The organism is Roseibium sp. AWQ4_290, assembly GCF_056160985.1.
The window spans coordinates 24,739-48,843 of the sequence record NZ_JBSWYG010000022.1; the positions used below are offsets into that span (position 1 = coordinate 24,739).

Consider the following 24,105-nt stretch of genomic DNA (forward strand, 5'->3'; position numbering starts at 1 on the left):
GTTGCCTGGCAACCGTCTTTTTTTGCGTTTAAGGTGATCTGGCCATCAAGATATTCGGCTTCAGGCCGCGTCTTTTAAGGTGGCAATGCGAGAGCGGAAGGTTTGTGCCCCTTCCAAGATGTGATCCAAAACAGCTTCCAGCGCCCAGAATCGCTCGTGTATGTCAAAGGTCACGGCCCGGCAGTCTGTGTGCGCGAATGTGCCAAGGCGTTGATGGAACCGTTTGGCGATCTTAGGGTAGCCCATTGGTTCGCACATGGCGGCAAGGGCCATAAAGTGCGCGAGATCAGAGGCAATATCGGGGTGATTGGCGCCGTGATCCTGTATCCAGCGGTAGAGATCCGGATGGAAATTGTTCATCACACCGCAGAAACCCTTCCCGCCAGCCTGCATGGCCGGCCATGCAAGCGCCGCATTGGCATTGTTGATGGCCAGGGGCGTGCCTGAACACAGGGAGATCCGGCGCTTCAGAACATCAAGATCGCAAGAGACGTCTTTCAGGATCGAAAACCGGCCGCTCTGCGCGCAAAAGGCAATGTGGTCATCGCTCAGAAGACGGCGGTAGGGTGCTGGACATTCATAAAGGCCGAGTGGCACATCGTTGGGCAGTGCCGCCATGAGTTTTTCCAGGCGGCTTTGCAAAACGGTGCCGTCTTCGTCCTGTCCAGCCAGCCGGTTGGTCACGAAGACCGCGCAGTCAATGCCGGTTCCGGCGATGGCTGTCATTTCAGCGATCTGGTCGTCCAAAGCATCTGAAATGTGGCCTGATGCTGCAATCGGAACCCGGCCAGCAACTGTCTTGACCGTGAATCTTGCCAGATCGACCCGCTCCTGGAGAGACAGGAACTGCATTTCCGACGACTGGCAGACAGCAAACAGGCCTTCCGAGCCGTTGCTGATATACCATTCCAGAAGACGCTCATAGCCGTCCCAGTCAATCTTGTTGTCCGGCGTGAAGGGTGTCAGCACAACCGGCACGATTCCAGCTATGGACTGCATGGCAGGCCCGTCCTTTCTTTCAAGAGATCAATGGCACCGCGCGCTTATCCGGGATACCCAAAGACACGCGGCAGCCACAAAACAATGTCCGGCATGAGGATCATCGCAAGCAGAGCCAGGATGAGTACCCCGAGAAACGGCCAGATTTCGCGGATCATTTCCACCAGAGGAATGCCGGTGACGGCATTGATGACAAATAGCAGCATACCGTAGGGCGGCGTGATCAGGCCGATCATGCAATTCACCACTGCAACGACGCCGAAGTGAACCAGATCAATGTCCAGTTCCCGGCAGGTGGGGATGAACAGAGGTATGATGACAAGAATGATCGTGGTTGCATCCAGTAGGCAGCCGAGCAGCAGGATCAGGATGTTGACGGCGATCAGGAACATCAGCGGCGAGACATCAATGCCGACCATTGCCTTGGCCAGAAGCGTTGGAATATTCTCGGACGCGACGATGTAATTGAGAATGAGAGCGCCGCCGATGACGATCCCGACTGCCGCTGAGGACCGGGCGCTTTCCACAAGGATGCGGTAAAAGGCCTTGAGCGACAGGGCGCGGTAGAAGACCGCCGCAAGGATGAGCGCGTAAAAAGCTGCCACCGCCGCTGCTTCGGTCGGTGTCGTCACACCGCCATAGATGCCGTAAAGCAGGATGGCGGGCATGAGCAGCGCAGGAAAAGCGTTGACTGTCAGCTTGGGCAATTCGCGCAAGGGAACGGGCGTATCCACCGTAGCGCCCCGGCGGCTGGAAATGTAAAAATTCAGCGCCATCATCAAAACGGCCATCAACAGCCCCGGAATGATGCCGCCCAGAAACAGGTAACCGATGGAGGATTGGGAAACCAGTGCATAGAGCACCATCGGAATCGACGGCGGAATGATCGGGCCAATCGTGGCAGAGGCTGCCGTCACAGCGGCAGCAAAGCCTCTCGAATAGTGACCTGACTTCACCATCATCTCGATGATGATCTTGCCGATCCCTGCGGCATCGGCCACGGCAGATCCGGACATGCCGGAAAAAATCAACGAGGCGACAATGTTGACATGGCCGAGCCCACCCCGGAACCGGCCAACAGCAGCCACACAGAAATTGAGCAGGCGTTCGGAGATCGTCCCCGCATTCATGATATTTGCAGCGACGATGAAGAGTGGCACAGCCAAAAGGATGAAGCTGTTATAAAGCCCATCCATGATCACTTTGCCGGCAACACCAACGCTTTGTCCTGCCAGGCCAAGATAGACAAAGGCCCCCAGCAAAATGGAATAGGCAATCGGCGCACCGATACCGGCCAGAATCACGATCGTGAGCAGGCACAACAGAAATTCAACGCTCATGACCGGCTGGCCCCGTCCTGTGTTTCTGCCTGATCTTCCTGAACGCCGTGGCGCAGCGCCTGCCAGACGGCCCACCCGAACCGCAGGGCGACCACACCCAGGAAAAGAATATAGACGGCATAGATGTCGCGCATGCGCAGACCATCGCCGAAGAGCTCCGACAAGGTGGCGGTCTTCTTCAGGCGCAGAATGTAGAATTTGGCCCATGTCGGTTCCAGGGACCATAGCAAACCGGCTGAAATGGCCGTTCCGCTGATGATGAGAAAGACCCGGCGCAGGCCCGGCGACGCCATTCGGTAGAACAGATCGAACTGCACCTGGTCCCGGGACCGGACAATGAAGGCATTGCCGAAAAAGACGATCCAGACCCAAAGCGCCGTGCAAAATTCAAGGGTCCAGCCGTAGTGGCCCGGCTCCAGGAGGGGGAAGGTCTCCCCTATCCAAGGAAGCCGGGCCGAATAACGGATAGCGATTTGCAGGATGAAGGTGGCGAACATGGCAGCCATCATCAAGGCTGCCAGGCCTTCGGCCGTCCGCGTTATCCATTTGACTACGGGTTTCATGCGGCCTACTCGCCACCCTCTCCTGTTGCCGATTACTGACCGAGCGCGTTGATCTGGTCGAGAACGCCGTCAGGCCAGGATTCTGCAAATTTGGAGCCGACATACTGGGCCTGCACATGCTCCCGGAAAGCCTTTACGTCCGGCTCGTAGATGGAGAGGCCCTGCTCTTCGAGGAACGAGACCAGTTCAGTCTCTTTCTGAAGCTGCTTCTTGCGAGCGCTGTCGGCCGCCGCATCGGCTGCCGCCTGAAGTTCTGCCTGCTGGTCTGCAGACAGGCCATCCCAGACCGCCTTGGAAAAGGCGATATAGTTCAGGTCCACAAGATGGGAGGTCAGAACGATCTGGTTGGTGACTTCATAGAATTTGGCATCCACCACAGTCGGCAGCGGGTTGTCCTGACCGTCCACAGATGCGGTTTGCAGCGCCGTATAAACTTCCGTAAAGGCCATCGGGGTCGGATTGGCGCCCAGAGCCTTGCCCAAGAACTGCCAGGCATCAGAGCCGGGCATGCGCAGGTTGACGCCGGCCAGATCCTTGGGCGTCATGACGGTCAGCTCATCTTTGGTCTGGCGCAGGTTTACCTGACGGCGGCCCAGATACATGACCGAAAGCAGCTTGACGCCGAGTTCGTCCTCAACCTTCTTCTTGAAGGGATCCATCAGCGGATCATTGAAAACAGCAACCTGATGGGCAGCGCTCTGGTGGACGTAACCGGTGGCGAAAATAGAGAACTCCGGGAAGAAATTCGCCAGTTCCTGCGCCGATGTCAGGGACATTTCGAGATCGCCAGAAGCAATGGCTTCGAGCTCGGAGCCTTGCGCAATCAGCGACGCATTGTAATGAGGTTCATAGGTTGCGAAATCCGATACGGCAGGCGCAAACACATCCGCAAGGGCGATTGTGCGCTGGTCCGTATCGCTGGCCGGGGTCGACATCCGCAATGTGACCTTGTCCTCAGCGGCGGCAGAGAAGCTGGTAAGCGGAACAAGGGTGAGCGCGGCTGCAGTGGCCATGGCCGCACCAAACCGGCGGCGTGTAATGACTGTCATCATTTCCTCCCTGAGACATGTATCGCAAGAGCCATCTAGCGCCGCTCCCTCTCTCTCCTCAAGCCTTAAGGACCGGCAGCTGGTCAGATTGACAACTCTTTCTGAGAAATTGCGTCTAACATGTTAGTGATATGTCAGCAAGTGAAAAGATCGGACGCCTTACTGCTCCTTCTCGTCAGATCACCTAGATATGATTGTTTTGGCTGTTTATTTTGATCTTTCCGCCGGGCGAATAGCACCAAATTCAGCCTCGTCACTCTGACGGAGGTTCTGACTTTGTAACGCCTCAACCAACAATGGCTTGCTTGCCATCATCGTGGCATCACACTAACCTGTTACGGTGACTGCGCTTGTTGTCAGGCGTGGTCTTGGGATTGAACCCGGATTTTGAACCTGTGGGGCATGGGTGAATTCAACCGTGGGGACCGTTTTAAGCATGTGTTTGACCCTGGAGGCTATGTGACGAGAACCATCCAGATCCTTTGCAGCGGATACGGAGCGGCGCCCGAATGACAGATCAGGGGCTGAAGACGACGCTTCGCTGGGAAGCCTACAGGTCGTTTACCGAGAAGCTGCTTGCGCGGGACATTCTGCCCGGGCAATTCGTGTCGCAGCGTGAGCTGGTCGAGATGACCGGCATGCCGCTCGGGGCCATTCGTGAACTGGTTCCGCGCCTTGAAGCAGAGGGAATCGTCAAGACCGTGCCCAAACGGGGCATGCAGATTGCCCATGTGGATGTCGACCTTATCCGGAACGCCTTTCAGCTGCGCATGATTCTGGAATTGGCCGCCCTGAAGGAGTTTTGCCGGAACGAGAGCCCAGGATCGATTGCAAAAATCCGTGCGGAGCACGAAGAGATCCTGGCAGAAGCCCGCAAGGAGGTAACCCCTGCCCTTTTGGACCGGGCTCAGGCGGTTGATTGGGGGTTTCATGACCTTGTCATTGACCGGCTTGGCAATGACCTCCTGTCAAATGTCTACCGGGTCAATTCCATAAAGATCCGGATAATCCGCGGCCGGGAAACCCGTATTCTTCCGGATCTGATCGAAGTGGTTGTCGGCGAACATCTCAAGATCCTGGATGCCCTGGAAACCCGGGACGAAGACCGGGCGGTTGCGGCGCTGGAAGATCATATTGACAGTGCCCGCAAACGTGCGTTGAGACTGTAGGGGGGCATACCCACTTTCCTCAAGCTGTTCCAAAGCATCCGGCCCGTTTTATCATTGACAAATCGGGGACGGCGCCATCTGGAGGGTGCCCGTCAGCTGACAGCGGAGGCAAAGCGGCGGAACGCCGCAAAAAGTGCAGCAAGTGGCGCTTCCTCCCGTTTCTTTCGGCTTTTCATATCGCGTCCATTTACATAAGTGGACATTTTACGCGCAAACTCGAAAAAGCGGGAGGTCGGGTTCAGGGTGGAATGGGCTGCGTGTGGCTATGCAGACCGGCGGGACCGGCGTGTGGTCCGGCGCCGCCAACTGACGGTTTGATGTCAGGATCCTGCCGTGAAGAACCGCATGTATCTACCCGGCCCTGGGCGTTTGCTGTCCCATCAAAGCCGGCACAACCTTGTCAGGGGCGCCCATCATGGCGATCTGGCCGCCTTGGAACAGCACGACGCGGTCCGCCATCTTCATATGGCTCGGCCGCTGGGTGTTGATCAGAACCGTTGCCTTGCCCCGAAGGGCCTGCAACACCGCCATGAACCGCCGGTCCCCGTCAAAATCCAGATGGGTGCCGGGATTGTCGAAGAGATACAAGGGAACGGTCTTTACCAAGGCCCTGGCCAGGACAATCCGCTGTTTCACATTGTCCGGCAGCCGTTTGACCGTCTCCGTATTCAGGCGGGTTTCAAGCCCGTCAAAATGGGTCTCCAGATAGGACAGCAGCCCGAGCTTTTCCGTGATGTCGTAAAGTCTCTCGTCACTTGCACCGGGCTCGCAGAGCAGCAGATTCTGCTTGACGGTGCCGTAGAAAAAGTCGAGCTCTTCCGGAGCATAACCGATCCGGCTTCGCCATTCCCCGGCATCCAGTTGGCGCACATCGAGGCCATCAAAGAGAATTGATCCCACCTGCGGCTGAAACAGGCCTGTGACGGCCTGAAACAGAGCCGACTTTCCAGATCCGCTGGGGCCCGTGATTGCGACCATTTCCCCCTGCGTGATCGTCAGGTCGACACCCTTCAAGCTGGCTTCCGTGCTTCCGGGATAGCGCAGCACCAGGGAAGAGATCTGAAGGTCTCCCTGAAGGTCGCGGGTGATCTTGGGCAGATAGCCTGGTTCCCGCTCCAGCGGCACTTTCATGAGAGCGTTGATCTGCTCAAGAACCGTTCGGCTCTGGGCAAGCTGTGTAATGCTTAAAAAGGCCTGGTTCATGGGATTGAGAACCCGCCAGGCCATGGCCATGGTCGCGATGAGCGCACCGAGGCTCATATTGCCTTCCATCACCTGCATGGCGCCAATACCAAGCACCAGAACACCGCAGATGGTCATCAGGGTCTGGGAAACCGTTTGCAGCAGAAAGGTCAGGCTGCGGGCATGAACGTTGGATTTGTTGAACTGTGCCGACAAGGCGGAAAACCGGTCAAGCCAGGCATCTTCCACGGACAGGTTTCTGAGCGCACGCTGAAACCGGAAGGTTTCGATCACGTGTCTGATGAACCGGGTTTTCTGCTCTCCGACAGCGGTGACTTCCCGCTGGATCCTGGGCAGAACATAGACCGCAATCAACCCGTAGACGAGCAGCAGCGCCAGAGGTGGGAAGGCCACCGGCCCACCGATCAGAAAGATTGCAACGATGAAGATCAGCGTGAAGGGGATGTCGACAATCGCGTTCAACAGCGGGCTTTGAAAGATGTCGCGCACACTGTCGAAATAGCGCAGCCGCATGACTTGCATGCCGACCGGAGCTTCCGACAGCATCGCATAGGGCAGATGCAAGATCCGTTGAAACGCTGCATTGCCCACGATTGCGTCCACGCGGCCACCCAGATAGGCCTGAAGTCTGTTCTTGGTTCTTCTGAGCACCAGTTCACACACAAGAATGATCGCTATCCCGGCTGCCATAGTCAGCAGAACATCGAACGCCTTGGCGCCCATGGCCTTGTCATAGATCGCCATGATGAACAGCGGCGGTCCCAAGGCAATGACGTTCAGAAGAAGTCCAATCCCCAGTATGGCCAGAATACTGGCGCGGAACTGTTTGGCTGCCGCGGAGGACCAGCTTCTGGCCGCACCCGTCTTTTCGGCCGGGTCACGATCTTCCGAAACGAGGAAAAGCTCGGCCTTTCGAAGGGCTTTGGGCGTGAGGAGAGCGGCCTTTTCGGAGGCTCCAGAATAGGCCCGGAAATCCCCTTCCGGCGTCTTGCTGGCCAGAACAAGAACGTCGTCCCCGGTGGCACACAGACACGGCAGCTGATGGTCGGGCAACGTTCCCAGGTCACCGTGAAACGGAGTTGTCACAATTTTGACCCGGCTCAGAACCTTGCGCAGGTCCTGAAGGGTGTCAATGCCGTCAAAATGCGGCAGCGCCTCGAACAATAGCCGGTCATTGCCCTGCCACGACATTTCGCGCAGGAGAGGAACAAGGCATTTTCCTGCCGGAGTTGTGCTATTGCTCAGATGAGAGAAAGCGGTCGACTGGCCAGCCGTTTCCCGCGTCAAATCATCGGACAGGTCTTCCCATTGCCGGTGAACCGGATTCGTCGAGGGCTCCAGGTCCAGAAGATCAAAAAGCGCGCGTGTCAAGCTGACAATTCCTTGCTAGCAGTGCCGGTCCGGCTCTTAGGCTCTGATACGCTTCCCGGCTTCAGATCCTGGAGCTGTCCGTTTTCCACGAGGAACTGCCGGTCGGCGACGGCCCGCATCGAGGGGCGCTGGCTGACCAGAATCACGGTCAAATGCCCTTTCAACTGTTTAAGAGCCTCCAGGAGCCCCTTTTCTGCGGACTGGTCAAGCAAGGCATTCGCCTCGTCTAGAATCAGGATTTTGGGCTCACCGCACAGCGCCCGGGCTATGCAGATTCGCTGAAGGATCGACGTGGGCAGCTTGCCTCCGAGATCCGCCCCCAGCTGCGTGTCATACCCTTTTGGCAGCAGATGAATGTCCTTTTCCAACCCGATGAGACGGGCCGCCATGCGTGCGTGAGCAATGTCGGAAATGGCACCAAACATGGTGATGTTATCAAGAAGCGTGCCGTTGAAGATAGCCGCCTTGCTGTCCACATAGGCGATTGAGCTGCGCATGGAATCCTTGTAGGGACCCGAAAAATCGTGCCCGCCAATCAGGACATGTCCTTGATCGGGGCACCGGTCCCCTTTCAGTACCTTCATCAGGGCTGTTTTGACGCCTCCGTCAGAGCCGCTGACACCAACGATCTCTCCCGGGGCGACCGTCAGATTGAGATCTGAGGCAATGCGGCCGCCTGACGGGCCGTTCAGCGACACATTCACCAATCGGATTGAACCATCGGAGCCGTTCTCAGGAACCTTTCCAGAGACGACCGGTGGCAGGTCGAACAGGGCCACGACCTGGCTATGGTCGTGGCGTAGCCGTTGCATATCAGTCAATTGGTTGATGGCCCTTAAAAAGGGTTGCACGAACTGCCCGGCCAGCAAGGTGCTGGCGGCAACGCCCCCAATGCTGAAAGTTTCCTCAATAACCATAACGGACCCGAAAAGAACAACGCAGACGGTCGTCAGCGTCGCAAAGAGCGACGAAGCATCCCGGGCCTGCCCAGCGAGTTGCATGTAACGGGCGCTCAAACGGGCCGTTTCCCCCTGCAGCCGTTCGAAGCGGCGCATAATCAACGCTTCCATGGCCTGGGACTTCAGGGTTCTGGCCCCGGTAAGCGCCTCGATGATGAAATCGGACTTTCTGTCGTCCTGATCGGCCCGGTCGGAGATGACGTTTCGCAGCGCCCGGTTCCGGTTGACGGCAAATAGACCGAAGAGGACCAGGAGACACAATGGAACAAGCGCCAAAGGGCCTGCAATGAAGGTCAGTACGGCCAGATAGACGCCACCAGCAGGCAGATCGATGGACAGAAGCCGAGCCTGGTCCCCGTAGTGATCGGAGACCGATTGCAGTGAGCGTAGCCGGTGCGTATGCACGGAAACCGGCGTTGCTGCAAAGTCTTCCGGATTGGCATGCAAGACCCGCCGGATCAGTTCCTTATGGCTGTGGTGATTAAAGCTGGCGCCCAGTCGGCACACGACGGCTGTTCTTGCGATCTTGATCAGGCCATCAGCGATCAGCACAAAGATGACACCTGCCATCAGGACCAGAAGCGTGTCTGAGGACTGGTTGGGCAACACCCGGTCATAGACCTGCAGAATCGCAAGGGGCATGGCCAGACCGAGGATGTTGGCAAAGATCGATGCGGTCACGACATCGGATGGCAGACGGGGAGCCGAAATCCACTGCCCACTCGGTGAGTGTTTCACCCGGATCATGGGAACAGTAAAGGAAGAAAAGATCGATTTCAGCATTAGTTAGCCAGAGTTATGCACCTATTATCCAACCTGCGCTGTCTGGTTTAACAAACGTTTACCCTACCCCCTCTTTGAGAGGCTAATTTCAAATAACCAACAGATTATCCGGATGATTTTTCGCTTTGTTAACGGCGCCGTCGTTCAGTGGTAGCAGATAAAAATGTGCGGACAGGCAAGCGAATGGCAAATGACACCGGAAATCGGCCGAATGGCCGGCATCAGGGCCAAAACAGCGAAGATAAAGCATCAACCCTGACTTCGGATCATTATCTCCAATCCGGCTTGATTGATACGCGGGACCGGCAACTGGATCCAGCCAGCGATTATCACCTCGCACAGGGCAATGATGATTCCAACGAATACATCGCTTCGAACCTGCATCTGGGGGGCGTCGACGGTGAGCCGTATCATGTCCCCCCCCTGCCCGCGCCGGCTGGCCGGGATGTCCCTGAAGCGGACCTCCTTGCCTTTGATCCTGACGATTTGGCGCCTGGGGCCGAAAACGGACTTTCTGCCGATCTCGTGTTTGACGAACCATCTGCGAACGGCCAGACCATACGCTCTGAAGCCCCCCTCGATACAGAAGACCTTGAGAACCTGGCCCCTGCCGCAGCCGTTGGGATGGTCGACGCTCCAGGGTCGAGCGCGCCGCCGGTCTCTCTCGCCGAGGAAGCCGCTGGCACCTCTGGCGCGATGATTGATTCTGGCGCGGCTCCAGCCCCTTCGGAGCGAATGGACCCGCTGCAGTCCTCAGCAGACGGAACCGGCCTTCAAATTGACCTCGAGAACGATGGCGGAGACGGTGCCGAAAGCGAATCCAGCCGGGAAGAGACAGTCACGCCGTCTCAGTTGTCTGCCGTTGCGGATGCGGATGGGTCGGACAATACCGTTACCGAGACAGCAGCGCCTGGAACTGCCACTGGCATTACGGCACAGGCAGACGCCGGTGGCAGCACCCAGGTGACCTACAGCCTCCAGGAGGACGCGGCTGGTCTGTTCTCGATCGATCCGGTAACCGGTGTCGTGTCTGTCGCAGGACAACTTGATGCGGAAACGGCTGCCAGCCATACGATCACCGTTATTGCCCAATCGTCTGACGGGCAAACCCAGACAGAGAGCTTTACAATCTCTGTTGGCGATGTGAATGAAGCGCGCATCTCCGATCTGACCGACACCACCCTGAGCGCGAACGAAATCTCGGAAAATGCGCCCGCAGGTTCAACCGTTGGGGTTACGGCTCACGCGGAAGACAGCGATGCAACCGACACGGTCAGCTATGAGATCAATGACGCCCGGTTTACGATTGATGCAAATGGTCATGTGACAGTTGCCGATGGTGCCGTGTTTGATGCTGAGACCGAAAGCCAGGTCACTTTTACTGTTATGGCTACGTCAAGTGACGGATCTTCGAGTTCCGAAGATTTCACGCTGAACGTTTCTGACTACAACGAATATGCTGCAAGCGATGTTGTCGATACAGGTGACGCGGCAAATGCGGTTTCTGAAGATGCTCAGGCCGGTGACGAAGTTGGGCTTACGGTCCATTCCGATGATCCGGATGCCACAGACACGGTTTCCTATACCCTCGATGACCCCCGGTTCGCGGTCGATGAGGAGGGCGTCGTCACCGTTGCGGAGGGAGCCGTCTTCGACGCAGATACGGAGAGCTCCATTGATGTGAAGGTTACGGCAACCTCTTCGGACGGATCCCAATCGGAAGAAACCTTCACGATCGATGTTTCGGGACCGGCCAATGCAGCCCCGACCAATATTCAGCTGGTCACGGATACGAGCGATCTGGTCCGCAATGGCAGCTTTGAGGAGTTCGACGTCGGGTCTGGATCGTTCATTCAAACAGAGACCGATCCGTCCGGGGCGTGGGCTACCGATAGCTCAATCGAAGTCTGGGACCGCAAGAATGGTATTGAAGCAACCGAAGGCGATCAGCATATCGAGCTGGACTCCGGCAATGAGGTAGACTCCATTTCCCAATCCATGGAGACGGTTACCGGACAGGTCTACACCCTTTCCATGGATGCACAGTCCCGTATGGGCTCCTCTATGAGCACTGTTGAAGTCTATTGGAATGGTGAACTTGTGGACACGTTCGACCCGGCAAAAGGCTCCTGGTCCACGTATGAATTTCAGGTCGTTGGCACGGGAGGGAGCGACCTTCTTGAACTCAAAGAAAGTGCAGGCGACAACGTCTCGATCGGCGCCTTCATAGACAATGTCACGCTCAAAGCCCATGACATGACAGTTGCCGAAGGCGTGGATGGCGCGGTTGTCGGCACGCTCACCACCACAGATCCGGACCAGGACGACACGCATAGCTATACGGTGTCCGATGACCGCTTTGAGGTGGTTGAAGACACCTCCGGCCAGCAGATCCTGAAGCTGAAAGACGCCGCGGACCTGGACCGGGAAGCCGAAGAAACCGTAACGGTCACCATAACCTCCACGGATGAAGGCGGCCTGAGTGTTTCGGAAGACTTCACGATCACCGTTGCCGACATAAACGAATTTGCCGTCTCGGCTTTGACCGACAGTGATCCCTCGGCAAATACAATCTCCGAAACAGCCGCTGCAGGCGCGGACACCGGGATCACGGCCGCAGCATCGGATGCAGACGCAACCGATACTGTGTCTTTTTCGATCGATGACGACCGGTTTGACGTCGGCTCGGATGGCAAGATCACGGTTGCCGACGGCGCTTCTTTCGACGCAGAGACCGAGAGCACGATTGATGTCACGGTCACGGTCGTCTCCTCAGACGGGTCCTCGTCTCAGGAAACCTTCACAATCTCCGTTTCGGATGTAAATGAAAGCGCTGTCTCCGATGTGACCGACACCGACAGTGCTGCCAATACAATCTCAGAGGATGCGTCAGGCGGCGCAGACACGGGCGTGACCGTTTCGGCATCTGATGACGTTTCAGACACGGTCACCTATTCCATCGACGACAGCCGCTTTGCCGTTGCTGAGGACGGCACGGTCACAGTGGCAGACGGCGCCACGTTCGACCATGAAAGCGAGCCGGTAGTGTCGTTCACCGTCACGGCCACGTCATCGGACGGGTCCCAATCCACGCAGTCGTTTGACATTGGGGTTTCCGATGTAGCTGAGACCTATCAGATTGCCGCCGGCAAGGATCAATTCACCGACGATGGTGTTTCGGAAACAACAATTACCGGCACGGATGGTGCAGAAACGATAACGGCGCATGAAGATGGCAGCACCATCTATAGCGGCGCCGGAGATGATGTGATCCATGGTGGGGACGGCAATGACCATATCGAATTCGGGACTGGTGCCGATACGGTCTATGGCGGCGCGGGCAATGACTTCATCGATGACGCCATGGGCGTCCAGATCAGTGATGCCGACAATTACCTTGACGGTGGCGCCGGGAACGACCGGATTTATTCTGGGGATGGGAACGACACGCTGATCGGCGGTGACGGCAAGGATGTTTTGACAGGTGAAGGCGACGATGACCTTCTGTCCGGGGATGGCGGAGATGATCTGCTGCGCGGTGGTACGGGGACCGATACCGCGGTGTATTCCGGGAACCTGTCCGACTACACGATCACAGACGACAATGGTGTTTTCACGGTCACCGATAACCGGGACGGATCACCGGACGGGACCGACACGGTCTTGGGCGTTGAGAATTTCCGGTTTGCTGACGGCACCTATTCAGCGGACGAGCTGCAAAACAGCGCGCCGACGGCCCTCAAGGTCTCCGGCACCTCCGCCCTGGGTCTGGATTCCACAGGCCTTGCCAGCGGCACTGTCGTCGCGGGCATCGAGACCGTTGCGGACGCGGATGCAGGCGATTCTTTCCATTTCAGCTTTGTTCAGCAGGACAATGACCTGCTTGAAATCGACCCTGTGACCGGGGAACTGTCGCTTCGCCAGGACTTTGACGGCGGGACGGCTCTTACTGAAAATGTCACCGTCAAGGTGACGGATTCGGGAAATGCTGCCTACGAGGAAACCATTAGTGTTGCGCTTGGCACCAATGACAATGATGCGCTGAACGGCAGCGCTCAGGACGACATCGTCTATGCCTTCGGCGGCAATGATACCGTTGATGGTGGCGGTGGGACTGATTGCGTGGTCCTGACCGGCGCGCAAAACGACTATTCCGTCCATGAGAACACGGATGGCAGCCTGACCCTTGTCGATACGCGTGAGGGCTCACCGGATGGGACCGTGATGGCCTCGAATGTGGAGACCTTTGCTTTCTCAGATGGCGACGTTGCGGCGGGGGACCTTGCTATCACCCCTGGAGCACCGCTCTTGGATGCGGACAGCAGCGGCAACTCATTTCATGAACTCGCTGAAGCTGGAACGAAAGTCGGGGTCTGTGTCGCGTCTTTGACCTCTGATGACGGTGCTTCCAGCTACGCCGTCAGCGATGACCGGTTTTCCGTGGATGCGGACGGAAACGTCGTCGTTGCCGATCATGCTTTTTTCGACAGCCAGAGCGAAAGCAGCATCGACGTCACCGTCACCGCATCTGCAGCGGATGGTTCAGTTTCAACCGGAAGCTTCTCGCTTAGAGTAACCGGTGACTACGATTGCGACTATGCCGAAAATGATATGGGTGGCTCATTCTATGGCTCTGGCCAATCCTTCCACGTTGACGGTGCCGGCGGAAGCGACACCCTTCAGACCGGCGATGAAAATGACCGAATCGAAGGTGGCTCCGGGGGAGCCGCAGATCAGATCATCGGCAATGGCGGCCGGGATCTCCTGATGGGTGAAGGCGGCGCAGACTGTATTTCCGGCAACGCAGGCAATGACATTCTGGTCGGTGGGGCTGGCGATGACAGCCTTCACGGCGGTGACGGATCTGACTTGTTCATGTACGGGCTTGGGGATGGCAATGACACCGTCTATGGCGGCGCTGGCAGCTGCTGGACTGATGTGATCGATCTCGGCGGTGATGCCTGTGTGTCTTCCGCAGGAGACTATTGCACGGACTGGACGGTGACAGTGACCACTGGAACTGTGGAAAACGTCATCACCGAAGAGGGCCGCCTGGAGCTGTCCCAGGATGCGAGCGGTACAGTCGACTTTGCTGATGGCAGCAAGATCGACTTCGCTCAGGTGGAAGAAATCCGCTGGTAAACGGCACCGGTACCATTGCGGAGACGAACAGGTCTCACGGACAGGACGAGAAAGCCCGGTCAGCGTTCGCTGAGCGGGTTCCCAATGGCGCGGGTCACCGGCTTCAGCATGTATTGCATGATGGACTTCGAGCCGGTGATGATCTTCGCGTCGACCACCATGCCCGGTGAAATCGTATCAGCCTCAGCGCCTGTACCAATCTTGTCTGACGGTAACGGAATCTCGGCCTTGAAGTAGTAATTGCCGTATTCATCCCGGAAGCTGGAGGCTGACACGACCGAAACCTTGCCTTTGACCGTACCCTGAATGTTGGGATCGAAAGTGGTGATCGCAATTTCCGCTTCAGCGCCCACGTCCACATGCCCGATGTCTCGGGGGGAAATGCGCACCTCTGCCACCAGATCACTGCTGGTGGGCACGATTTCTGCAACCACGTCACCCGGCGCCAGAACACTACCGGCCCCTTTCAGGTTCAGAGCCTTGATATGCCCGCTGATGGGCGCGCGCACGAACAGACGTTCAAAACGGTCTCTCTGCTTTTCCGCTTCGAACCGCAATTCACTGCGCTCCTGAGCCACCCGGCTGCGTTCTTCGGCAAGCTCTTCTTCGGCAGACGCTATGGAGCGTTCAAGCCCCGCCTTCGCCTCGTCCAGCAGCGCCTCGGCCCGGCCCTTGCGCCCAACCAGTTCGCTCAATTCACTTTGAGCCATCTGCAGCGCCGACTTTGCGTCCAGAAACCGGCGCTTGGACGTGTAGCCCTGATCATAGAGTGATTGCTGGATCGCAAATTTTTCCTGCTCGATCTCGACCTGGGTTCGTTGGAGCGCGATGCGTTCAGAGACACTTGCGATCTCGGCTTGTTTTTCGCTGACCCTCGCCTTCAGCACCTGCTGCTCCTGGTCGAAGGCCTTTTTCCGCGCCTCGAGAGCGGCCTGCTGGGCTTCGCTGAATTTGGCGGCGCCACCCAGGCGGAGCCCCGTGCCGTTCAAAGGTTCCAGGGCAAGGCGCTGTTCTTCCCGCGCCAGAAACCGCAGCCGGTCCTGCACCCGTTCCAGATCGCTGGAGGTCGCTGTTTCCTGCAGCCGCACGAGCGGGGTGCCCTTTTCAATCAATTGGCCTTCTTGAACCAGCACTTCAGCAACAATGCCACCTTCAAGGTGTCCAACGGTCTGCACTTTGCCGGCCGGTATGATTTCCCCGCTTGCCTTGGCCACCTCCCGAACCTGACCGACCATGGACCAGCCGAGAAAGGCGGCGGCTCCAAGTGACAATACCTGCAGAATACGGCGATAAACCACCGGTGGCGGCCCCTGTTCCAATTCAAGAGGTCCATCCAGTGAATACTCTTCCCAGGATGATTTTCGAAATACCATAACGCCCAAACTGCACATGAGACCAAGTACCTGGACCTTGCGTCATTAAAGTAAACAATCCTTGAAACAACGGGGTAACCACCTGGGTTCCCACAGAACCTGCCTCTGCCGGTTGTCCCTGTCCGCACTCCTGCCGCCCGGCGCTTGCGTGTCTCCCGCCCGGACGTTATAGAATTACGCGTTACAAGATTACATGCATGGATACGAACTCCAATGACATCTCAGACAAGGTTCCCTCGCCCCGCTTCGCCCTTCAAGAGCATTCTCTCTCGTACGGCGCTGACCGGGTCCCTACTTCTGGCCGCCGGTGCCACTCCGGCTTTTGCGGACGCCCCGAATGTCGTGACAACGATCAAGCCACTGCATTCCATTGCCTCCGCGGTGATGGAAGGCGTTGGCGAGCCGCACATCATCATTGACGGTGCGGCCTCGCCGCATGGTTTTGCCCTCAAGCCCTCCCAGGCGTTCCTGTTTCAAGGGGCGGATGTGGTTTTTTGGATCGGCCCGGAACTGACGACTTCTTTAGCCAAACCGATCAGCTCCATGGCCGCAAATGCCGTAACGGTTGAACTGCTTGATGCCGATGGCATTTCGCAGCTCCCATTCCGGGAAGGGGCAAATTTTGATGCCCATGATCACGGGGATCATGAGGGCCATGATCATGGCGCCCATGAGACCCATGAAGACCATGAAGACCATGAAGATCACGAAAAGCACGCTGATCATGATGACGGTCATGACCATGAAGAACATGCTGAACATGAACATGACCACGATCATGGCGAAGAAGCCCATTCCGAAGCACAGGGTCACGATCACGACCACGCTCACGAAGAGCACGCCCATGGTGATCACGGGCACGATGGCGATGATCACGAAGAGCATGCGGGCCATGATCACGCTCATGACCACCACGGCAAAGATCCGCACATCTGGCTGAACCCGGATAATGGCATCGCAATTGCCAAGGCCATGGCGGCAACCTTGTCAAAGGCTGATCCGGATCATGCGGCGCTCTATCAGAAAAACGCCGAGGCGTTTGCAAACCGGATTGAAGCTCTGGAAGCAGAAATTGAGGGCACATTGACACCGGTGGCTGGCAAGAAATTTGTCGTCTTCCATGATGCCTATCATCACTTCGAGCATCATTTCGGCCTCGAGGCGAGCGGTGCAATCACGATCTCTCCGGAAACTGTTTCAAGCGCCAGCCGTGTTGCGGAAGTGCAGGAGCGGATCAAAGACCTCGAAGTGACCTGCGTGTTCCAGGAACCTCAATTCGACGCCAAGCTTGTGGATGTGGTTCTGGAAGGCAGCGATGCCCACAAAGGTACGCTCGACCCGCTGGGAACCGAGTTGACCAATGGCCCGGATCTTTATCCGCAGCTTCTGGGCAATATTGCCGCGTCCTTGAACAAGTGCCTTTCCGGCCACTCTTGAATCGCTGGCAGGCGCAGCACGCTAGTGCCTGCCGCATAAGTCCGGACTAAAATTGGTTTGTCTTTCGCGTTGAAATCTCTGATCTCAGGCCGCGAAAGACAAACCAAAGCGGAGCCGATTTGCTCTCGTCCGGTAGAACAGCAAAACCCCCGGCGTCTCCGCCGGGGGCCTTAAAGACGTTCAGCGTCGGCACAATCCGGCGCTTTGTGTGTTCAGGCCCGTTTTTGAGGGCAAAGCCTGTGAATTCGGAGCTGTCTCTTACCTGTTGAGGCCCTTTCAAGCGTGGCGCGCCTACCCGTCTTGACGGGCCTTGGCGCGGGCCGCTTCTGTCTTGTCGATGGCCTTTAAAAGATAGCGGTCCCGGTCATAGACGTCGGAATAATAGCCCATCCCACTGCCATCGGCTTCCGGCCATGCGGTGAAGTAGGACACATAAACCGGGATGTTGCCGGTGACTTTTTCCTGCTCGTTCTGACCGGACGCGATCCTTGACGACACATAGTCCTTCGATTTACCAAGCACGGCAGCTGCCATGCCCTTGGGGTCCTGCAGGCGGATACAGCCGTGGCTGAAGGCCCGCACGTCTTTTTTGAAGAGGCTCTTGGACGGCGTGTCGTGCATATAGATATGATGCTTGTTCGGGAACAGGATCTTGACTTCCCCAAGGGCGTTCGACCGGCCCGGATATTGCCGCACATTCACTGATTGCTGCTTGGCAGCCACCGCATACCAATTGACAGATGCGGACGAAATCTGCCGACCGCCCGGGGTCGTCACCTCATAGCCTGCCCGGTCCAGATAAGACGGATCATTGGCCAGTTTGGGCAGCATTTCATTGACGATGATGGAATAGGGAACGCCCCAATAGGGATTGTATTCCACCACTTCGATCTTGTCGTAGAAGAAATTGGTCTGGTTCGACTTCTTGCCCACCACAACACGCATGGAATAGGGCTCTTTGCCAGCCTCTGTATAGGTGGCCGTGAAGGCCGCCTGGTTGATGAAGACCTTATGGGGACCGAGATGTTCTGGCAGCCAGCGGCTCCGCTCCATGGCGAGCTGAACCTTGGCAATCTTGGCCGCGTTGGTTTCCCCCACCATCGCCTTGATGGTGTTTTTGCCGACGATGCCGTCAGGCGTCAGGCCGGCATCTTTCTGAAAGGCCTTCACAAGGGCGACCAACTCCGGCGTATAGACGTCACTGCCGTCATAGGCCTCAAGCGTCTCGGCATGAACGGTCTTCAGCACATCGGACCCGTTCTTGGCGACTGCAGCAACAATATGCTTCATCTCGGGGCTCGACTTGCCCGCTTTCAGAAACGTGCCGGGTGCGATGACAATCTGTTCCTTGTCTTCGTCTTCCGCTTTCAAGCGTTTCAGTTCTTCAGTCAGCCTGCGGAAATGATCGCTTTGCGGCTGTATGGACTGAAGCGCGGTTGCTACATCATTGGCCGCAGCCAGATCGCCAAGCGCAGCGGCCAGGTCAACCTTGTGCCGGGGCAGATCATGATATTGGGAAATCCGGTTCGGATCGACGCGGCCGCGCTTTGCATCCAGCACATAGGTCAGAGCGGCAGCGCTGAGCCTCATCTCAAACCGCATCAGAACGGCGGCCCGGTCCGCGTCGTCAACGCCGCTGAGATCGGGAAGCGGCACAAAATAGTCTTCAGGCACCAGTCCGTATGAGGCCGCGTCACCCAGTTCCATCCGCAGCCGTTCGGCTTTCAGGGTGACGCCATTGGCATCCACCCAGAGAAAATCCGGATGCTCCCGGTAATAGGCGATCAGCGCCTTGCCCACGTCCGGAAGGACTGTCAGGGATAGGCCTTTGAGGCTTGGGCGGGCTTTGTCAAACGCCGTCAGAACTTCAGCCGCCGGCAGGGCATCGCTTCCCGTGAGAGCCGTTTCCTGCGCTTCGATACCCTCGGTGGCAGTCGGCTGGACTTCTGCAGTCTTCTTTTCAGAAAGTGGCGTCAGCGACACTGGCTTGAGCACATCCGCCTTGTAATTCAGGTAGCGCGGAGCGGACACCTTGACTTTGGCCGCTTTCTGGCGGAGCTGTTCTGCACGCAGCTGTTCCTGCTGAATTCGTTGCCGTTCCGGATTGAACAGACGTTGAAAAAAGCCCTGAGCAGACGCCGGACCGGCCATAGACGCGCAGATTCCTCCCGCCAGCACTGTCACCATGAGACAGGCTTTCAGGGATGTGCCAGCAGCCCATTGCAGCTGTTCCACTTTGCCGGTCTTGCGGGTGGCATCTGACCGTGTTTCTTGTTTCATATTGTTCGCCTGCATCGCGTAACCCTAAAAAGTCGCGGCCCCGGTAACCGGTTCGACGTGTCAGTAACACTGTCCGGGCGCGGAACCGCCAGCCCACTCTCCTTAAAATTGTCCCGAATCCTGAACGGGTCCGGTTCAACTTTGTCCGCGATGTGTAGCGCTGGAACCCGGTAAAATTAAGCCGGTGCAGCAATTCCGTCCGCGAACCGCAAACTGATTGTTACTATATCAGGATTGATGAAGGGGTTAAGGGCAAGGCTCATACACATATTTTGAAATCAAATCGGTGTGACGAATATGTCGCGTGCCTCTTGTCTGTTGCGTTGAAATCTTAGAATTTCTAACCGCAAGTGGCCGATCCGAGTGAACGCAATTTGCTCCAGGACCCGGGCGCATCGGCGGCAGTCGGCGTATTTCTGGCAGCGCCGCTTAAGGTGCGGAAGCCGGGTTTTTCCCGGCTCCCTTGGCCTCCACGACCAAAGTTTGCGGTCAGAACGGAATTTCGTCGTCCATGGGGCCGGCACCGCCGCCACCGCCACTGCCGAAGCCGCCGCCTCCAGATCCGCCGCCATAGCCGCCTCCGCCGCCGGAGCCGCCACCATAGCTTCCGCCGCCACCGCCGCCGAAGCCGCCGCCACCTTGGCTGTCATTGCCATAATCCGGCAATCCGCCCCCGGACTGGCCGCCTTCGCCACGGCCATCCAGCATGGTCAGATTCGAATTGAATCCCTGCAGAACGATTTCGGTGGAATACCGGTCCTGCCCGGACTGGTCCTGCCATTTACGGGTCTGCAGCTGGCCTTCAAGATAGACCTTCGAGCCCTTGCGCAAATACTGCTCGGCCACCTTGCACAGACCTTCATTGAAGATCACCACCCGATGCCATTCGGTTTTTTCCCGGCGTTCGCCAGAATTGCGGTCCCGCCAGCTTTCGGAGGTAGCAATGCGCAGATTGGCGATCGGCCGGCCGTCCTGTGTCCGGCGGACTTCCGGGTCGGCCCCGAGATTGCCGACCAAAATAACTTTGTTGACGCTGCCCGCCATCCTGCACTCCTGTTTGTTATGGCTTGTCCAGTTTCCGGTGCGGTCTGAAACCTTCTGCCGGGTAGTCTGAGCCTTTATAGCGGCTAGAAACCAGAACCGTAGCGGTCCGCCAAGCGCCGTGCCTTCATTTTTGTTCCCAAGAACCCATTTTCCACAAGGCAAGCCCTCTCCGCCACACCAGATTGACCGTGCCTCCCGGCCTGTTCTGAGGCAGCTTGCGGTTCCGTCCTCTTTTTCGCATCTTGTACTTGTTTTGTTCTTATCATTTCTGTAAACAGGTTTCAATTGCATCTCAGTTTTCATGGTGTTTCTCAACGGCCACGTCTTCCTCTACTGGATGTTGCCCGGTTCGGTGCTATATCGAGAAACGGTTTCAAGCACCGGCAGAGCTGTACTGGGACCAAGGCAAACGAATTGGCGGGCCGCTTAGGGCGGCCCAGACGGCAGGAACCACAAGCATGTCGACAACTGGCGGCGACCGGACAGACGAAACCTGGAAAAACGACCCGACGAAAATGATCAGCATTCGAGGGGCCCGGGAGCATAATCTCAAAGGTGTTGACCTTGACCTGCCGCGCGACCGGTTGATCGTCATGACCGGTCTGTCCGGTTCGGGCAAATCCTCACTCGCCTTCGACACGGTCTATGCGGAAGGCCAGCGCCGCTATGTGGAGAGCCTCTCCGCCTACGCCCGGCAATTCCTGGAAATGATGCAAAAGCCCGATGTGGACCAAATCGACGGTCTGTCCCCGGCCATTTCCATCGAGCAGAAGACAACGTCCCGCAATCCCAGATCGACGGTCGGCACGGTGACCGAGATTTACGACTATATGCGGCTGCTGTTTGCGCGGGTTGGGATTCCCTATTCCCCCGCCACGGGTCTGCCAATCGAAAGCCAGACGGTCAGTCAGATGGTCGACCGCGTAATGGAGCTGGAAGAAGGCACGCGCCTTTATCTGCTCGCACCGATGGTGCGCGGCCGCAAAGGCGAATACCGCAAGGAACTTGCGGAACTGATGAAAAAGGGCTTCCAGCGGGTCAAAATCGACGGAACGTTTCACGAGATTTCCGAAGCCCCTGCTCTCGACAAGAAATTCAAGCACGACATCGATGTGGTCGTGGACCGGATCGTCGTGCGCGAGGACATCTCCGGCCGGTTGGCCGATTCTCTGGAAACAGCCCTGAAGCTGGCAGACGGCATTGCGGTTGCCGAATTTGCAGACAAGACGGATGCCAAGGGGGATCCGGAAAGGCTGATTTTTTCCGAAAAATTCGCCTGCCCGGTTTCCGGGTTCACCATTCCGGAAATTGAACCGCGCCTATTTTCCTTCAACAACCCCTTTGGCGCCTGCCCGACCTGTGACGGGCTTGGCACAACGCTGGCCTTTGAAGAAGATCTCGTGGTCCCCGACCACTCCCTGTCCTTGCGCGAAGGGGCGGTCCTGCCCTGGGCCAAAACCGGCTCCACCTCGCCCTATTATTCGCAGACCCTGGAAGCGCTCTGCACCCATTTCAAGGTCGCCATGTCGACCCCTTGGAAGGATCTTCCCCAGGAAGTTCAAAATGCGGTTCTGCATGGCACCGGCAAGACCAAGGTTGAATTCGTCTATGATGACGGAGTGCGCAGTTACAGGACCGAAAAAGCCTTTGAAGGAGTGATCGGAAACATTGAACGCCGCTGGCGGGAGACCGAATCCACCTGGGTGCGCGAAGAACTGGCCCGGTTCCAGTCTGACCATGCCTGCCCGGCCTGCGGCGGGTTCCGGTTAAAACCCGAAGCCCTGGCAGTTAAGATTGCCAGCAAGCACATCGGTGAAATCACCGAATTGTCTATCCGCGAGGCGCGGGACTGGTTCGATGGCCTTCCGGCCCAGCTGAATGACAAACAGTCGGAAATCGCCGGGCGGATCTTGAAAGAAATCCGAGAACGGCTGAAGTTCCTGAACGATGTCGGCCTGGATTATCTGACCCTGTCCCGCTCCTCTGGCACTCTTTCAGGCGGCGAAAGCCAGCGCATCCGGCTCGCCTCGCAGATCGGCTCCGGCCTGACCGGCGTGCTTTATGTGCTGGACGAGCCGTCCATCGGGCTGCATCAGCGCGACAATGCCCGGCTTCTGGAAACGCTGAAACATTTGCGCGACCTAGGCAACACGGTGATCGTTGTCGAGCATGACGAAGACGCGGTTCTGACAGCCGACTATGTCGTGGATGTCGGCCCGGGCGCCGGGGTCCATGGCGGTGAGGTGGTGGCCAAGGGCACGCCCCCGGAGATCATGGCCAATCCGAAGTCTCTTACCGGCGAATATCTGTCCGGTGCCCGCACAATTGACCGTGCGGATGGACGGCGCAAGATCAACAAGAAACGGCAATTGTCCGTCCGCGGCGCCCGCGGTAACAATTTGAAGAACGTGGACGTGGATGTACCTCTCAGCACCTTCACATGCGTTACGGGCGTTTCCGGCGGCGGCAAGTCGACCTTCCTGATCGACACACTTTACAAGGCAGCAGCCCGCAGGCTGAACGGTGCCCGGGACAATCCTGCCCCCCATGATCGAATCGACGGGCTGGAAGTGCTGGACAAGGTGATTGATATCGACCAGTCACCCATCGGCCGCACCCCGCGCTCCAATCCGGCAACGTATACGGGCGCCTTTACACCGATCCGGGAATGGTTCGCCGGCATGCCCGAGGCGAAAGCGCGCGGCTATCAACCGGGCCGCTTTTCCTTCAACGTGAAGGGAGGCCGCTGCGAGGCCTGCCAGGGCGACGGAGTGATCAAGATCGAGATGCACTTCCTGCCGGATGTCTATGTCACTTGCGATGTCTGCAAGGGCAAACGCTACAACCGGGAGACACTGGAGGTCCAGTTCAAGGGCAAGTCAATCGCTGATGTTCTCGATATGACCGTAGAAGAAGCCGCCGGATTCTTCTCGGCGGTTCCGGCTGTGCGGGACAAGATGGAAACACTCGCGCGCGTGGGCCTCGGTTATATCAAGGTTGGCCAGCAGGCCACCACGTTGTCCGGCGGTGAAGCGCAGCGGGTGAAGCTTGCCAAAGAGCTGTCGAAGCGCTCCACCGGACGGACGCTCTATATTCTGGATGAGCCGACCACTGGGCTCCATTTCCACGATGTTGCCAAATTGCTCGATGTGCTGCACGAGCTGGTGGATCAGGGCAACACGGTTCTGGTGATCGAGCACAATCTCGAAGTCATCAAAACGGCGGACTGGATTATCGACCTTGGGCCGGAAGGCGGAGATGGGGGCGGTACCATCGTTGCCACCGGCCGTCCGGAAGATGTTGCCGAGACCCCGGAAAGCTATACTGGCCAGTTCTTGAAAGAGGTGATGCACCGCCGGCCGCAGCGCCGCCCGGATGCGGCTGAATAAGCGG

Annotated in this window: 13 protein-coding genes; 4 read left to right on the plus strand and 9 right to left on the minus strand. The window is 57.5% G+C overall.

The window, feature by feature from the left end; genetic code table 11:
* Nucleotides 1-60 precede the first annotated feature (60 nt).
* Genes ACXAH0_RS20400 through dctP form a run of 4 tightly spaced genes read right to left on the minus strand, consistent with a single transcriptional unit; the run spans nt 61 to nt 3,954 of the window.
* Nucleotides 61-999 (minus strand): dihydrodipicolinate synthase family protein, encoded by a 939-nt coding sequence (locus ACXAH0_RS20400; RefSeq protein WP_475194667.1) that lies wholly within the window; start codon nt 997-999, stop codon nt 61-63.
* Between the two features lie 44 nt (nt 1,000-1,043).
* Nucleotides 1,044-2,339: a TRAP transporter large permease gene (locus ACXAH0_RS20405; protein WP_475173057.1), complete on the minus strand. Its 1,296-nt coding sequence runs from the start codon at nt 2,337-2,339 to the stop codon at nt 1,044-1,046.
* Nucleotides 2,336-2,902: a TRAP transporter small permease gene (locus tag ACXAH0_RS20410; protein WP_475173058.1), complete on the minus strand. Its 567-nt coding sequence runs from the start codon at nt 2,900-2,902 to the stop codon at nt 2,336-2,338. The genes ACXAH0_RS20405 and ACXAH0_RS20410 overlap by 4 nt, the downstream gene beginning before the upstream one ends.
* 32 nt (nt 2,903-2,934) lie before the next feature.
* A complete protein-coding gene (gene dctP, locus ACXAH0_RS20415) occupies nt 2,935-3,954 on the minus strand; it encodes a TRAP transporter substrate-binding protein DctP (protein ID WP_475173061.1) in 1,020 nt (339 codons plus the stop codon).
* A 506-nt stretch (nt 3,955-4,460) separates the two neighbouring features.
* Here dctP and ACXAH0_RS20420 point away from each other — a divergent pair.
* Nucleotides 4,461-5,120, plus strand: a complete 660-nt coding sequence (locus tag ACXAH0_RS20420) for a GntR family transcriptional regulator (RefSeq protein ID WP_475173064.1) — start codon at nt 4,461-4,463, stop codon at nt 5,118-5,120.
* A 351-nt stretch (nt 5,121-5,471) separates the two neighbouring features.
* On the opposite strand, the gene ACXAH0_RS20425 is transcribed toward ACXAH0_RS20420, so the two are convergent.
* Complete coding sequence (locus ACXAH0_RS20425; protein ID WP_475194671.1) at nt 5,472-7,694, minus strand: peptidase domain-containing ABC transporter; 2,223 nt, start codon at nt 7,692-7,694, stop codon at nt 5,472-5,474.
* Nucleotides 7,691-9,436, minus strand: a complete 1,746-nt coding sequence (locus ACXAH0_RS20430) for a peptidase domain-containing ABC transporter (RefSeq protein WP_475194674.1) — start codon at nt 9,434-9,436, stop codon at nt 7,691-7,693. Before ACXAH0_RS20430 ends, ACXAH0_RS20425 begins: the two co-directional genes overlap by 4 nt.
* 183 nt (nt 9,437-9,619) lie before the next feature.
* On the opposite strand from ACXAH0_RS20430, the gene ACXAH0_RS20435 reads away from it, so the two are divergent.
* Nucleotides 9,620-14,578 carry a cadherin domain-containing protein gene (locus tag ACXAH0_RS20435; RefSeq protein WP_475194677.1) on the plus strand — a complete coding sequence of 1,653 codons (4,959 nt, stop codon included), beginning with the start codon at nt 9,620-9,622 and terminating at the stop codon, nt 14,576-14,578.
* Nucleotides 14,579-14,637: 59 nt separating this feature from the next.
* Here the strand turns inward: ACXAH0_RS20435 and ACXAH0_RS20440 are convergent, their stop codons facing one another.
* On the minus strand, nt 14,638-15,876 hold the full coding sequence (locus ACXAH0_RS20440; protein WP_475173070.1) for an HlyD family type I secretion periplasmic adaptor subunit: 1,239 nt from the start codon (nt 15,874-15,876) through the stop codon (nt 14,638-14,640).
* Between the two features lie 288 nt (nt 15,877-16,164).
* Between ACXAH0_RS20440 and ACXAH0_RS20445 the strand changes: the two genes are divergently transcribed.
* The gene (locus ACXAH0_RS20445; protein ID WP_475194680.1) at nt 16,165-17,388 is read left to right on the plus strand and encodes a zinc ABC transporter substrate-binding protein; all 1,224 of its coding nucleotides are present in this window, start codon (nt 16,165-16,167) and stop codon (nt 17,386-17,388) included.
* 291 nt (nt 17,389-17,679) lie between these two features.
* Here the strand turns inward: ACXAH0_RS20445 and ACXAH0_RS20450 are convergent, their stop codons facing one another.
* Entirely contained in the window at nt 17,680-19,575 is a 1,896-nt protein-coding gene (locus tag ACXAH0_RS20450) for a L,D-transpeptidase family protein (protein ID WP_475173419.1), read from the minus strand.
* A gap of 582 nt (nt 19,576-20,157) precedes the next feature.
* On the minus strand, nt 20,158-20,712 hold the full coding sequence (locus ACXAH0_RS20455) for a single-stranded DNA-binding protein (RefSeq protein ID WP_475194683.1): 555 nt from the start codon (nt 20,710-20,712) through the stop codon (nt 20,158-20,160).
* A gap of 458 nt (nt 20,713-21,170) precedes the next feature.
* Between ACXAH0_RS20455 and uvrA the strand changes: the two genes are divergently transcribed.
* A complete protein-coding gene (gene uvrA, locus ACXAH0_RS20460) occupies nt 21,171-24,101 on the plus strand; it encodes an excinuclease ABC subunit UvrA (protein WP_475194687.1) in 2,931 nt (976 codons plus the stop codon).
* Nucleotides 24,102-24,105: the final 4 nt, after the last annotated feature.